The organism is Arthrobacter sp. FB24 (assembly GCF_000196235.1).
GTDB lineage: Bacteria > Actinomycetota > Actinomycetes > Actinomycetales > Micrococcaceae > Arthrobacter.
The window spans coordinates 4481474-4495451 of the sequence record NC_008541.1; the positions used below are offsets into that span (position 1 = coordinate 4481474).

Consider the following 13978-nt stretch of genomic DNA (forward strand, 5'->3'; position numbering starts at 1 on the left):
TAGCCGGATGGCGACATCAAAGTTATAGTAAGCATGCTGATTACTTGGCGAACCATCGTCATCGCCAGGCAACGTTCAACCCTTTCTAGTCAAAGGAGACACCATGAGCACGAAGGTCGAGAAACGCATTCTGGTCAACGTCCCGGCAAGCACTGCGTACAACCAGTGGACCCAGTTCGAGGAATTTCCGCACTTCATGGGTGGTGTGAAGAGCGTGACGCAGCTCAGCGACGACCGCCTTGAATGGGTGGCTGAAATCGCGGGCGTCCGCCGCAAGTGGGAGGCCAAGATCCTGGAGCAGGTCCCGGACCGCAAGGTGGCGTGGGCTGCCACGGAAGGCGCGACCAACGCGGGGACCGTGACCTTCGAAGACGTGGGCGGCGGCCAGACGTCGGTACAGCTGTCCCTCGAATACCAGCCGGAAGGCATCGTGGAGACCATCGGAGACAAACTCCATGTCGTCGACCGGCAGGTTGAGGGGGACCTGAAGAGGTTCAAGGACTTCATCGAGGACGAGGGCTATGCCAGCGGCGCCTGGCGCGGGACCGTCAACGAAGGCGCCTCCGCGGCGACTCCCGGAGTGGAGGCGGCAGCGGCGTCACGCGGCGATTCCGGCAAGGCCGGCATCTCCGGAAAGGTCGCGGCGGGTGTGGGGGTTGCCGCCGCAGCGGCAGCCGGCGTGGCCGCGAGCATGCGGGACAAGGACACGGAGCCCGCCAGCACCACGGTTCCCGTTTCGGGGACCCCGGTTTCAGCCGTTCCGGCGACCAACGCTTCCGGCTATGTGGAGCCCGCTGAAGCAGCCGGCACGGTATCCGGCTCCGGTTCCGCGTTGAGTGACGACCGGATCGCCAAGCCGTTCGACCAGACCAACGGCCTGGTCGATTTCGAAGGCGACTCGGATGAGACCGCCGACAGCGACACGAGGAGCGCTGCCGAGCGCAGGGACGAAGAAAACCGCGACGGCGGCCTTCCGCCTGCGGCAGGCAGCCTCGGCCAGCACTAGGACTGTCTCGCTGGGGGCGAGCACCAGGGGCGTCGCCTCCCGTCATGACACGGGAGGCGACGCCCCGTTCTTGTTCCCACTTAATTGTCGGTGGTCGCGGGGACACTTGATGTATGGACGGCAAGCAGGAGCCGGAAAGGGCTTCGGGAGCAGCGGACCCGGTGGCGATCACCGAGATGATCGCCTCCCTGACTGTCGCACGGCCTGTGGTGGACGGTGCGGGGATGATCGACCAGCTTCGTAAACTCGAGGAGCTAAAATCCGCCGCAGCCGCGCTGCAGGCCAGGGTCGCGGTTGCCTTTGACATATGCCAGCGCCGTGAACAGTCCGACGTCGGAGTTCCGGCGGATCAGCTTGGCACCGGCGTCGCTGCGCAGATCGCCCTCGCCCGGCGGGAATCGCCAGCCAGGGGCAGCCGGCTTCTGGGCTTGGCGAAGGCGCTCGTCACCGAGATGCCGCATACCCTCGCCGGGCTGGAGGCAGGCCGGCTCAACGAATGGCGCGCAACACTTCTGGTGCGTGAGACTGCCTGCCTGTCCGCGGCTGACCGCAGCGCCGTCGACGAGGAGTTGGCGTCCGACGTCGGGTCGTTCAATGGGGCGGGCGACCGAGCCGTCGTCGCAGCGGCGCGGTCAGCCGCCTATCGGCGTGATCCGAGGTCCGTTGCGGACCGCGCCAGCCACGCCGCCGCGGAGCGGCATGTCAGTCTTCGTCCCGCCCCGGACACCATGTGCTACGTGACTGCATTCCTCCCGGTGGCCGAGGGCGTGGCCGTCCACGCGGCCCTCACCAGGCATGCGGACACCCTGCGGTCCGACGGCGACCCGCGTTGCCGCGGCCAGCTCATGGCAGATGCGCTGGTTGAACGCGTGACGGGAACTGCGGGTGGAATCTGCGGGGTCGAAATCCAGCTCGTCATGACCGACCGCGCCCTGTTTCAGGGAGACAGTGAACCGGCCCGGCTTGCGGGTTACGGCATAGTCCCTGCGGCGTGGGGGCGGAAGATCGTTGCCCGGGACCAAGGCCAACCCATGAACGTCTGGCTCCGACGGCTGTACACCGCACCGGGCAGCGGTGATCTCGTGGCGATGGAGTCGAGAGCACGCCTTTTCCCGTCCGGGCTGCGCCGCTTCATCCAAGTCCGGGACCACACCTGCCGCACGCCATTTTGCGACGCTCCGATCAGGCATCTGGATCACATCCTGCCGTGGCACAGCGACGGAACCACCACTCAAGGCAACGGGGCAGGGCTCTGCGAAGCCTGCAACCACATCAAGGAGGCCCCCGGCTGGCGCTCCCGCCCCCTGCCGGGACCACGGCACACGTTCCAGCTGACAACGCCCGCCGGGCACGGCTACCAGTCCACGGCGCCGCCGCTGCCGGGGCATCCGCCTCCCGAAATAGCAGCCTCACGCCGCCGCCGTGAACTCCGGCACCAGGTCAAGGCGCTCAAGCGCGTCAGGTTAAGGGCTGCGGCTGCTGCGTGAGGGGGCGGTGAGTTACCCGGCTGAAACGCGCGTTAATCAGCGCGCATGAACGAGGTTGGCGAACGGAAGCCGGCCGTAGAGACTGCGGAATTTAGCATGGTAGCAGGCCTCCGTGGCGTCCACCTGTTCTGCGGGGACAAGCTTCCAAGCAATCACCAGGGATTGCGATTCCGCGAGCTGCCACAGAAGCCTGCCACCCCAGTGACCTACGGGCTTGCCACGCCCAAAGTCGGCGAACTCCTGTATCCGCTTCCGGAGCCCACGCTTGCCTGTGCTCCCCGCGCCGGCCTTGCCGATATAGAGGACGACTGCGCCGTCCACCCATTCAGTGGCAAGAGCATCCTCAAGAATGGATGGATTCTTTTGCTTGAACCAGCCGCCGACACTTTCCTCGAGAAACGTATGCCTGTGGCCTGGAGGCTTCAGTACCGCGTAGATGCCAGGCGCCCGGGGGATGTCGTCTACGTCGAGTTCCGCAAACGTCTTGAAGCCGGTGAAGCCGTCTGCCCTGAGGGCGTCCTCATCCACGCGTATCCCCTAACCGCGCAGCAAGGTAGTCAGATAGGGCTCGCCGACTACCGGTATGCCGTAGCTCCGCGCCTTCTTGGCTTTGCCTGACAAACTGTCGGGATCCGCCGCGACCAGCAGTCTCACCGCTTTCGTGATCGCCGGATGCGGGACAAACCCTGCCGCGCGGAGGTCCGCCTCAATGTCGTTTCGATCTCGCGACATCTCACCGGTGAGCACGATCTTGTCGCCGCCCCCGAGCACCAGCGACTGGACTGCCGCACCAGTTTCCTCATCCTGTCCCGCAACTGGAGCCACGAGCCCGCGTGTTATTGATTCTTGGCTGATGCCGAGCAGGTTCCCAACAACTCGGAGGTCAGCTTCCTCTTCAGTTGTAACCACACCGTCGTCCCAAGCTGCGGCGAGCATGGAAATCATGTACTTGATGTGAAGTTGTTCAGCTGTACTTCTGCTGATGTCCAGGGATTCGGCGAGGGCCACAAGGCCGTCAGCCTCGGATACTGAAATCTGTCGATCCATAAGGGCGCGGTCAAGCATTGCCAGATAGGCGTTGTGCTCATCCGGCCCTGCAACCTCAGGTAGCCGGTTCACCAGCCTCTCAAGGAAGTGAGTCTGCGGCTCACCCGCCGGGCGGCGAAGGGCAGGCTGACGGCGCTTCGGCTCCACGGCAGGCCACGAAGAAAAGTAGGCCCGGTCCAAAGCGCTGAACCACTCGGGGTTACCAGAATCCATGCGGAGATAGTTGCTCAGCACATGCGCGGCGGCCTCTGCATCGTCACCAGCGCTGTGGGCGTTCGCCAGGTTGAGCCCAAAGCTGTCGCAACAGTCCTTAAGCGAGCGCCCTGCTCCGGGCAGGTAGCGGCGTGCCAGTTTCATGGTGCACAAACAATCATGGACTTCGAACGGCAGCTCGAGGCCGGCGCGCCCTAGCTCGTGCGAGACGAATCGGTAGTCGAAATGAACGTTGTGCGCGACCAGCACGCGGCCTGCCAACAACTCCATGACGTCATGGGCAATGTCCCCGAAAACGGGAGCGTGCAGGATGTCGGCAGCCCGAATGCCATGGATGTGCTGCGGGCCTAAGTCGCGCTGGGGATTCACCAGCGTCTCCCAGCGGTTGCTGACGGTGCCATCTGGATCGACGTGCACGACGGCGATCTCGGCAATGCGGTGATTGCCAGGAAAGAGCCCGGTCGTCTCCACGTCGACGACTGCGAATCCTGCGTTCATCTGTTCCCTAGGTTTGTAAGTTCTATCGGCCGCTGTCAGTCCTTGTGGTCGGCCGCTGTCCGCCATCCCGTATTTCGAGGGCTCGGTGGAATCATCCTGTGGTCTGCGCCGCGCCTGAACCTGGTGCACCAAGCCCAGGACTGAGTGTTCGACGACGGTACTGAGCGCCGTCAACGTGCAGGACCTGTTCTCCGGCTCGCACAGTGTTCATTGGCACATTGTCACACAGTGCTAATCTCGCCTCACAGATCACAGATCGGTACGGAGAACGGTATGGCGGCAAGATGCTGGGCATTCGTTAGGAAGAATGCGAAGAGGCTGGGTGCGGTAGCAAGAAAGGCCTACTCGATGGCGTCAGACCCCGTCGTCCAAGCCAGGACGAAAAGGCTGGTCGAGGCATATCAAGCAGCAACAAATCCCGAGGCCAAGCAGGCCTACGGCCAGGCTGCCGGGTTAGATACGAAGGCGCGAAGGGAGTGAGTCGCGCATGCCGCCGCAATCCCAAAGACCGGCTTAAACAGCAAAGACCTGCAGGTACCTTCGCGATCTCGCTATGAGACGGCCCGGACATTCTCATGTCCCGAACGGCCCGCGTTATCTGAACGGTTACCTGCAGGCGCTTTAAGCGTACGCCCGCACGGTCCGGGAGGAAATAGGCCGGGAGCCTCTTGCTTTGAAGCCCGGATGCGTTGCCGCCTCTGCCGATTGCTGAAATCCGCAGAACATCAACCCCGGCCAAAAGCGTAGAGTGGAACCAGACGCCTGATTCTGGACGCCGTGTGCTGAGGGAGAAATCGTGACGATTGACTGGGACGAAAAAAAGGCCCTGCTGCAGGAACCGAACATCGCTGCTGTAACCCAGCTTTGCGACGAACTCATGGAAAAGAAGCCGGGCTCCATAGTCCCGTACATTGACCCCGTCCATGACGAGGACGAATGCAGGATCGTCAGTCTCCATGTCAGCCCCGGCAAAGGCACCGAATCGGGCTTCGTATCCCACTTCAATGACGATGAAGCGGCCCGGCGGGCCACGTCAATCTACGAAATCGTGGAACTCGACCCCCGCTACGTCATGCCGTGGAATGCCTACCCCTGGGTGCGGGACCCCGACCTCCCCTCCGCCCTCAACGTCCAGGAAAAGACGGACGGCCTGCGTCCTTTCCGCCAGTTCCTGAAGATCAACAGGCGCGTCTCGGCCATCATCGCCCACGGCACGGACGCCCAGACCTTCCTTACCCTCTTCGAGAAGACGTACCACCAGTCCCTGAAGAACTCCGGAATCAAGATCTATAAAGCCAGCGCCCTCGGCGGCCGGGCCTTCGCGGTTTCCGCGAACAAGCAGGAAGAACTGCTGAGCAAAAGCGTCGAGATCTACAGGGACGCAATGCAGCGCGCCGGGATCCAGCACCTCTAGTCGCTTCCTACGCTTCCAGCAGCCGGCGCCGGTGTTTGAGCTCCTTGAGCCATGACCTGGTGACCATCGACGAAAACGGTGAGGCGCCGTCGTCGTTCGCTCCGGCAAAAGCCGTACCCGCTTCAAGGTCGGCCACCAGCGGACCCGATGCCTTCAATCCCAGCTCCAGCACCTGCACGGCGGCGCGTTCCGTCAGCCCCAGGCCGGCGGCCCAGCCCAGGAAATGCTTCCGCGAGATCCCGGTCCGTTTGCCGTCCAGCGTGAGGGCGAGTGTTTTGTCCCCGTAGACCACTGTGGAGGGGATGTCGTAGACCGGCGCGATGGACCACTCCCCCGACGGCTGCTGCACCATCGACACATTCTTCGCATGGAGATCGCCGTTCCCGCTCAGCCAGGCGAACGCCGCCTGGATGGCAAGGTTCCGCAGCGCAGGCAGCGGCGCCGCGCAGTACTCCGCCAGGGCGCGGCACACCTGCCCGTACGCCACGTTGTACTTGTCCGCGGGGTACAGCCCCAGCACCTGCGCACCGTCCTCGACGGCGAGCCGCTGCACCGCTCCGTGCGCGCCGCCCGCCAGCGGGATCCGGTCGAACCGCTCCACCAGGAGCCCGGGCCGGCCTTCTACATCCCGTATCAGCCGCACTTTGCTCAGCGGAATCCGCAGCTTGGCGGCGTAGCGGAACATCACCAGCTCGTTCTCCACCACATGCGGGAACTCCGGGGCATTGAGCTTGAGGATGTAGCGCCGGCCGGCACTGGCCACGGGCATGGAGATCATCCCGGCGGACAGCTTGTCCTGCACGCCAGCGAGCGCCACGGGGTCGATCAGCCCGGAGTCGCCCAGCAGCGCGTCGAAGTCGACCGGGGCCTTCGGGTTGAGCTCGACGGCGTGTTCGTCCGGGTCCAGGGGCTCACCGTGGCCAACGATCTGCACATCGCCCACCGGGTTGGCCCCGGCGGCGATCAGGAGCGAGAGTTCGTCGTCAACGCTCGTCTTCACCGATCGTCGCAACGCGTTCAGCCGCCTGCCCTCCGGCAGGAGCCCGGTGAAGTACGGCGGCGCGGCCCCCGCCGCGGACAGCACCGGTTCAGCGCTTAGCGGCAGGGAACTGGCGACGGCGGGACCTCCCGCCGCGAGGTACGCCGGCAGGTAACTGAACCTGGTGCCGCCGTCGTGCCGCTCCAGCCGCGCGGCCAGCACCCCGGCCTTGTAGACATCGGCGACGCGGTGCCTCATTTCTGGTCCCCTCCCAGCGGTTTGCCGGGAGCGGGGCCGTCCGCGGGGGCGCGGATGCCCCCAATGGCGCGGGCCGCAGGGCGGGTCCGCGTGGTCAGCTGAAGCTCCAGGCCAAGGGTTTCGAGCAACGCCAGGAGCGAGTCCAGCTGCACACTGCGCTTCCCCTGCTCCACGAATCGGACGAAGCGCTCGGATACCCCTGCGAGGTGGGCAAGGTCGTGCTGGGTCAGTTGCAGGGCTGCACGCCTGGCCCTGACTTCGGCGGCAAGCATGTCAGCGAACGTATCGGCCATTCAGACTCCCCAGACAGGTACGAACGTACCGTTTCCCTTGGAATTCCAAGTCTAGGGACGGGGAGCGCCCTTGTACAGCAAAGAATCGGAATGAACGTACCGAATATCCAATGTCCGGTTCCGGGCGATCCGCTTCACAGTTGACACCCCGTGTGACCCGTGCCATATTTTAAGCGTGAACCTGTCAGACAGCCGGACAGCAGGACAGCCCCTCGCCCGCCTCAGCGCAGCCGAAGCCGTCTTCAACGTCCTCCGCGCCGAAATCGAGTCCGGCAAGCTCGAGATCGGCTCCAAACTGAGCTCCGAAGCCACGCTCTCCCAGCAGTACGGGGTGAGCCGTTCCGTGGTCCGTGAAGCGCTGCGCTCCTGCAACGCCCTCGGCCTCACCACCACCAAGACCGGCCGCGGCACCTTTGTGGTCGCCAACCGGGTGGCCAAGGACCTGGTCCTCGGCCAGTACTCGGCGCTGGACCTCACCGAGGCCCGCCCGCACATCGAAGTCCCGGCCGCCGGCCTGGCCGCCGAACGCCGGACGGCCGAAGAGCTGGAAGGCCTGCGGGATATCGTGGCCGCCATGGCCGCCGAGGACGACCCCGAATCCTGGGTTGCCCTCGACTCCAGCTTCCACGCAGCCATCGCCCGGGCCAGCCACAACAAGGTGTTTGAAAACGTGGTCTCCGACATCCGCGACGCCCTGGCGCACCAATCCGAGACCCTCAACATGGTGGCCGACCGCCAGCACGCCTCCGACCAGGAACACCAGCGGATCCTGGCCGCCATTGAATCCGGCAATGCCACCGAGGCCAGCGCCGCGATGCAGGAACACCTGCATGCCGTAGGCGCAGCCCTCGACTCCATCCTCAGCCAATAGCCGCGACGCCCAACCGACGCCCGTCACCGATCCCAAGGACTCCATGCTCTCCCCTGCCCTGCCCGTCCACGCCCAGGCTCCGGCCCCGGACTTAACAGCCTTGCCGCAGCACGTTCCGCTGGCCGTGCAGACCCGCGACGGGCTCGTGGAAAGCATCCACTACGGCTCGGTGATCGCCACCGCCCCGGACGAATCAGCCGACGGCGGCCTCCGCACGCTGTTCTCTGCGGGCGCCCCCCTGGCACCTTTCTACCCGCGCTCATCACTCAAGCCGCTGCAGGCCGTGGCGATGGTCCGTGCCGGCCTCGACCTTCCTGCCGACCTTCTGGCCCTCACCGCGGCCAGCCACTCCGGAGCAGCAGTGCACCGTGACGGCGCGCTCCGCATCCTCGAACTGCACGGGCTTACGGCCGACGCGCTGGAAAACAGCACCGACCTGCCGTACGGGCCGGACGAACGTAACGAATGGCTCCGCAACGGCGGCACCGCTACCCGGCTCACCCAGAACTGTTCCGGCAAACACGCCGCCATGGCCGCAACCTGCGTCATCAACGGCTGGCCGGTCCGCGGCTACCTGGATCCGGAACACCCCCTGCAGCAGCTCGTCGCCGCCACAGTCCGGGAACTCACCGGCGAAGAACCCGAGCGCACCAGCACCGACGGCTGCGGCACTCCGCTGTTCGCACTGACCCTCCGCGGCATGGCCCGCGCCTTCGGCCGCCTCGCCGCCGCAGTGGTGACAGATCCCGGAAGTCCGGAAGCCGCCGTCGGCCGGGCCATGATCCAGCACCCCGAAATGGTGGCCGGCGAAGGCCGCGATGTCACCGAACTGATGCGCCTGCTCCCCGGAGCGGTGGCCAAGGACGGTTTCGAAGGGGTCCAGCTCGTGGGCCTCCCGGACGGCCGCGCCGTGGCCGTGAAAATTTCCGACGGCGGGGACCGCGCCCGCATGCCGGCCACCGTCCGCGTACTGGAAGCGCTCGACGTCGACACCTCACCGCTCGCGGGCATCGCCACGGGAGCCGTCCTGGGCGGCGGCCACCCCGTCGGGCAGCTGACGGCCACCGACTTCATTCCGGCAACCTAGCGGCCCTGCCCCCAACTCTTCTCCCCAGCCACGCCTCCCGAGGATACCCATGACCGAAAACGCTTCCCCCGCCGCCTTCCGTTCCGAGCATGATCTGCTGGGTGACCGGGATGTTCCCGCTGCCGCGTACTGGGGTGTGCACACCCTCCGGGCCGTGGAGAACTTCCCCATCACCGGCCAGCCGCTCTCCACCAACATGCACCTGGTCCGCGGCCTCGCCGCCGTGAAACTCGCCGCCGCCCGCACCAACCACGAACTCGGCCTCCTCGACGCCGAACGCGCCAACGCCATCGCAGCGGCCTGCACCGACGTCCTCAACGGCAAACTCAACGACCAGTTCGTCGTGGACGTCATCCAGGGCGGCGCCGGAACCTCCTCGAACATGAACGCCAACGAGGTCATCGCCAACCGCGCCCTGGAAATCCTCGGACACCCCAAAGGCCACTACACCCGCCTGCACCCCAACGACCACGTCAACCTCTCCCAGTCCACCAACGACGTCTACCCCACCGCCGTGAAACTCGGCACCATTTTCGCCGCCCGCGAACTCCTGGACGCCCTCGCCGAACTCGAAGACGCCTGCGCCGCCAAAGCCCTCGAATTCCGCACCGTCGTCAAAATGGGCCGCACCCAGCTCCAGGACGCCGTCCCCATGACCCTCGGCCAGGAATTCGGCACCTACGCCGTCACCATCGGCGAAGACCGGCTCCGCCTGGCCGAAGCGGACCTGCTCATCCACGAAATCAACCTCGGCGCCACCGCCATCGGCACCGGCCTGAACGCCCCCGCCGGCTACGCCGCCACCGCCTGCCGCCACCTCGCCGAAATCACCGGCCTGCCCCTGGTCACCGCCCCGGACCTCATCGAAGCCACCCAGGACGTCGGCGCCTTCGTCCACCTCTCCGGCGTCCTCAAACGCGTCGCCGTGAAACTCTCCAAAATCTGCAACGACCTGCGCCTGCTCTCCTCCGGCCCCCGCGCCGGCTTCGGCGAAATCAACCTCCCCGCCGTGCAATCCGGATCCTCCATCATGCCCGGCAAAATCAACCCCGTGATCCCCGAAGTCGTCTCCCAGGTCGCCTACGAAGTCATCGGCAACGACGTCACCATCACCATGGCCGCCGAAGCCGGACAACTCCAGCTCAACGCCTTCGAACCCATCATCGTCCACAGCCTCCACAAGAGCATCTCCCACCTCGAAGCCGCCTGCCGCACCCTCACCGCACGCTGCATCCAGGGCATCACCGCCAACACCGACCACCTCCGCCGAACCGTCGAACAATCCATCGGCCTCGTCACCGCCCTCAACCCCCACCTCGGCTACACCACCGCAACCGCCATCGCCCAGGAAGCCCTCGCCACCGGCAAAGGCGTCGCCGAACTCGTCCTCGAACACAAGCTGCTCACCGCCGAGCAACTCGAAGACCTCCTCAGCCCCCAACGCCTGGCCAACCTAAGCAAGTAGTCCCCGACCTCATCTTGTAAGGACCCCCCCCATGACACAGCCCCAACAGGACACTGCCCAAAAGCAGGTCATCACCGACCACACCATCCCGGCGCACGCCCACGCCTCCGAAGCCTCCCTCCACCGCGAGGATGAGGGCTACCACAAGGGACTCAAGCCCCGGCAGGTCCAGATGATCGCCATCGGCGGCGCGATCGGCACCGGGCTCTTCATGGGTGCCGGCGGCCGGCTTGCCACTGCCGGGCCGGCCCTCATCATCAGCTACGCGGTGTGCGGCTTCTTCGCCTTCATGATCCTGCGCGCCCTCGGCGAGCTCGTGATGCACCGCCCCTCATCCGGATCGTTCGTCTCCTACGCCCGCGAGTTCTTCGGCGAGAAGGCTGCTTTCGTCACCGGCTGGCTGTACTGGCTGAACTGGGCGATGACGGCGATCGTGGACATCACCGCCGTCGCGCTTTACATGAACTTCTTCAAGAAGTACTGGGCACCCATCGCGGACGTTCCACAGTGGACCTGGGCGCTGACGGCCCTGATCCTGGTCCTCGGCCTGAACCTGATCTCAGTCAAGGTCTTCGGCGAGCTTGAGTTCTGGTTCGCGCTCATCAAGGTGGTTGCCCTGGTGACCTTCCTGGTGGTGGGTATCTACTTCGTCATCTTCGGCACGCCGGTGGAGGGCCAGCAGGTGGGCTTCAGCCTGATCGCGGACAACGGCGGATTGTTCCCCAACGGCCTGCTTCCGGCGATTGTTGTCATGCAGGGTGTGGTGTTCGCCTACGCTTCCATCGAGCTGATCGGCACCGCTGCCGGTGAAACCGAGAACCCGGAAAAGATCATGCCCCGGGCCATCAACACGGTCATCTTCCGTATCGCGGTGTTCTACGTCGGATCTTTGGTGCTGCTTTCCCTGCTCCTGCCGTACACCTCCTACAAAGCCGGGGAAAGCCCGTTTGTCACGTTCTTCGGCTCCATCGGGGTTGAGGGCGTGGACGCCATCATGAACCTGGTGGTCCTCACCGCGGCGCTGTCCTCGCTCAACGCCGGGCTGTACTCCACCGGCCGGATCATGCGCTCCATGTCCGTCGCCGGATCTGCGCCCAAGTTCGCGGCCCGCATGAACAAGGCCGGCGTCCCCTACGGCGGCATTGCCCTGACCGCAGCCGTGGCCGTCCTTGGTGTGGTGCTCAACGCCGTCGTGCCCGCCGAAGCCTTCGAAATCGTGCTGAATGTGGCGTCCCTGGGCATCATCAGCACCTGGGCCGTGATTGTGATGTGCCAGATGCAGCTGGCACGGCTCGCCAAGCGCGGCGAACTCCTCCGGCCGGCGTTCCGTATGCCCGGCGCCCCGGTGACCGGCTGGATCACCCTGGCCTTCCTGCTGGCAGTGCTTGTCCTCATGGCCTTCGACTCCCCCGTGGGAACCTGGACCATCGCTTCGCTGGTCATCGTCATCCCCGCGCTGATGCTGGGCTGGCGCCTCTGCCGGGAACGCGTCCTGGAGATCGCCGCGGTCCGCGACGGCTTCACCGGCCCGTACCCGCTCGTAGCCAACCGCCCGGGCCCGGGCGCGAAGAACAAGAGCTAACTCCAGCCAGGCGGTTCCTTTAGCGCGAACGGACACATGCGGCCCTGAAATCTCCGGATAGACGGGCCGCAAGTGTCCGTTCGCGCTGATGTGTGGCCGCTGCTAAATCGGTAGCATGAAGCCATTGCGGGCAGTCGCACCATCAGCGCGGGTCCTGGAGCTCCGGGGCCGGGGAAGAGGTAGCTCATGTCAGGATCCAAACTTGCCGTGGTGGGCGCCGGGAGCGTGGGCACCTCGCTGGCCTACGCCGCCCTGATCCGCGGTTCGGCAAGCAACATCGCCTTGTTCGACGTCAATGCCCTCAAAGCCGAAGCGGAAGTCCTGGACCTCGCCCACGGCACCCAGTTCGCCGCGGCGGCCGCCACCGTCACCGGCGGCGGCGATATCGCGGTGACGGAAGGCGCCGACGTCGTCGTGATCACGGCCGGTGCGAAGCAGGCTCCGGGCCAGACGCGCCTGGACCTGGCCGGGACGAACGTCGGCATCCTCGAACAGCTCATGCCGCAACTGCTTCAGCAAGCCCCGGACGCGGTCTATGTCCTGGTCACCAACCCCTGCGACGTGCTCACCGTGGCGGCGCAAAAGATCTCCGGCCTGCCCCCGGAGCGCGTTTTCTCCTCCGGCACCGTGCTGGACACGTCACGGCTGCGCTGGCTGCTGGCCCGCCGCGCCGGCGTCTCCGTGGCCAGCGTCCATGCCAGCATGGTGGGCGAGCACGGCGACACGGAGTTTCCGGTGTGGTCCGGCGCCACTATCGGGCCCGTCCCCATCCTCGACTGGGAAGCTGACGGCGAACGCATCTTCACCCCGGAATACCTTGCCGAAACGGCACAAGAGGTGACGCAGGCGGCCTACAAGGTCATCGCCGGCAAAGGTGCCACCAACTACGCCATCGGCCTCTCCGGTGCGCGGATCGTGGAAGCCCTGCTCCGTGACGAGAACGCCGTGCTGCCCGTGTCCACCGTGCTGGACGGCCCCTACGGAATCTCCGGCGTGGCGTTGTCCCTGCCCAGCGTCGTGGGGCGCGGCGGTGTGCACCGCATCCTTCACACGCCGATGGACGATGGAGAACTGGCCGCCCTGCAGCATTCGGCGGACACACTGCGGAACACGATGGGTACGCTGGGAATCTAAGAGCCGCACCTTTCGTTGAACGGTGCGGACTCTACAGCCACTGCGCACGGCAACAAGGGAAGGGAGAACGCTATGCCTCACATTGCCGGCTCCCTGCCTCTCCCTGTGACTCGCCGGTTTCGGACCGCCCTGTTCCTTGGCGTCCTCGCAATCCTCGCCGGATTAGTCGGCATGCACGTCTTGGCGTCCTCGCACACGCAGCACGGCCCCGGCGCCCTGGCGGCTGTTCCTGCCGGCGCCCACGCAACCCACGCCGCGGCGCCGAGTACAGCGGCCCGCACCGCGCCGAATGCCATGGCGGACGGCACGGTGCACGCCGCGACCTTGGATCCGGCGTCCGCCCGGCCAATGGGCAGCAGCGCACCGGAACCGCCGCCGTCGTGCGTCTCCACCGGCGCAACCGGTGAGATGTCTGCTCCGCACGCAAGCTGCATTCCCGCCCCGGCTACTGCGGGTCTCTTCGCGCCATCGCCCGGCACCACCTCTTTCGCCGGCCCGGAACCGGCCGCGGACACAGCCCGGGTGCTGTGTGCCGCCACGCACGTTCCTGGCAGTCCAACGCCCGGCGAACTCTCCATTAGCCGGACATAAAACCGGGAGCTGCACCGTGACGCTTCCGGTGCTTCCACCTGCCCCTGGATGCC

At 65.7% G+C, this 13978-nt stretch carries 13 protein-coding genes; 9 read left to right on the plus strand and 4 right to left on the minus strand.

Annotated elements, in window-relative coordinates; all coding sequences use genetic code 11:
- Nucleotides 1–103: 103 nt before the first annotated feature.
- Together ARTH_RS20130 and ARTH_RS20135 are read left to right on the plus strand one after the other, a co-directional pair.
- Complete coding sequence (locus tag ARTH_RS20130) at nt 104–1006, plus strand: SRPBCC family protein (protein ID WP_011693790.1); 903 nt, start codon at nt 104–106, stop codon at nt 1004–1006.
- A gap of 113 nt (nt 1007–1119) precedes the next feature.
- Entirely contained in the window at nt 1120–2493 is a 1374-nt protein-coding gene (locus ARTH_RS20135; RefSeq protein ID WP_011693791.1) for an HNH endonuclease, read from the plus strand.
- Between the two features lie 36 nt (nt 2494–2529).
- Here ARTH_RS20135 and ARTH_RS20140 read toward each other — a convergent pair whose 3' ends face one another.
- Together ARTH_RS20140 and ARTH_RS20145 are read right to left on the minus strand one after the other, a co-directional pair.
- Nucleotides 2530–3027 carry a hypothetical protein gene (locus tag ARTH_RS20140; RefSeq protein WP_043430136.1) on the minus strand — a complete coding sequence of 166 codons (498 nt, stop codon included), beginning with the start codon at nt 3025–3027 and terminating at the stop codon, nt 2530–2532.
- Between the two features lie 3 nt (nt 3028–3030).
- Entirely contained in the window at nt 3031–4251 is a 1221-nt protein-coding gene (locus ARTH_RS20145) for an exonuclease domain-containing protein (protein WP_011693793.1), read from the minus strand.
- A 796-nt stretch (nt 4252–5047) separates the two neighbouring features.
- Here ARTH_RS20145 and ARTH_RS20155 point away from each other — a divergent pair.
- Nucleotides 5048–5665, plus strand: a complete 618-nt coding sequence (locus ARTH_RS20155; protein WP_011693794.1) for a uracil-DNA glycosylase — start codon at nt 5048–5050, stop codon at nt 5663–5665.
- A 7-nt stretch (nt 5666–5672) separates the two neighbouring features.
- On the opposite strand, the gene ARTH_RS20160 is transcribed toward ARTH_RS20155, so the two are convergent.
- Nucleotides 5673–6902, minus strand: a complete 1230-nt coding sequence (locus tag ARTH_RS20160; protein WP_011693795.1) for a type II toxin-antitoxin system HipA family toxin — start codon at nt 6900–6902, stop codon at nt 5673–5675.
- Nucleotides 6899–7195: a type II toxin-antitoxin system Y4mF family antitoxin gene (locus tag ARTH_RS23240; protein WP_011693796.1), complete on the minus strand. Its 297-nt coding sequence runs from the start codon at nt 7193–7195 to the stop codon at nt 6899–6901. The genes ARTH_RS20160 and ARTH_RS23240 overlap by 4 nt, the downstream gene beginning before the upstream one ends.
- Nucleotides 7196–7370: 175 nt before the next feature.
- On the opposite strand from ARTH_RS23240, the gene ARTH_RS20170 reads away from it, so the two are divergent.
- From ARTH_RS20170 to ARTH_RS23245, 6 genes are all read left to right on the plus strand, one after another.
- Nucleotides 7371–8066 (plus strand): FadR/GntR family transcriptional regulator, encoded by a 696-nt coding sequence (locus ARTH_RS20170; RefSeq protein WP_011693797.1) that lies wholly within the window; start codon nt 7371–7373, stop codon nt 8064–8066.
- 43 nt (nt 8067–8109) lie between these two features.
- Complete coding sequence (locus tag ARTH_RS20175; protein WP_011693798.1) at nt 8110–9153, plus strand: asparaginase; 1044 nt, start codon at nt 8110–8112, stop codon at nt 9151–9153.
- Between the two features lie 49 nt (nt 9154–9202).
- Nucleotides 9203–10618, plus strand: coding sequence for an aspartate ammonia-lyase (locus ARTH_RS20180; protein ID WP_011693799.1), 1416 nt, complete (start codon nt 9203–9205; stop codon nt 10616–10618).
- Nucleotides 10619–10649: 31 nt separating this feature from the next.
- Nucleotides 10650–12200, plus strand: a complete 1551-nt coding sequence (locus tag ARTH_RS20185; RefSeq protein ID WP_011693800.1) for an amino acid permease — start codon at nt 10650–10652, stop codon at nt 12198–12200.
- Between the two features lie 186 nt (nt 12201–12386).
- Nucleotides 12387–13334, plus strand: a complete 948-nt coding sequence (locus tag ARTH_RS20190) for an L-lactate dehydrogenase (protein WP_011693801.1) — start codon at nt 12387–12389, stop codon at nt 13332–13334.
- Nucleotides 13335–13406: 72 nt separating this feature from the next.
- Entirely contained in the window at nt 13407–13925 is a 519-nt protein-coding gene (locus ARTH_RS23245; RefSeq protein WP_156810718.1) for a hypothetical protein, read from the plus strand.
- The last annotated feature ends 53 nt before the right edge of the window (nt 13926–13978 follow it).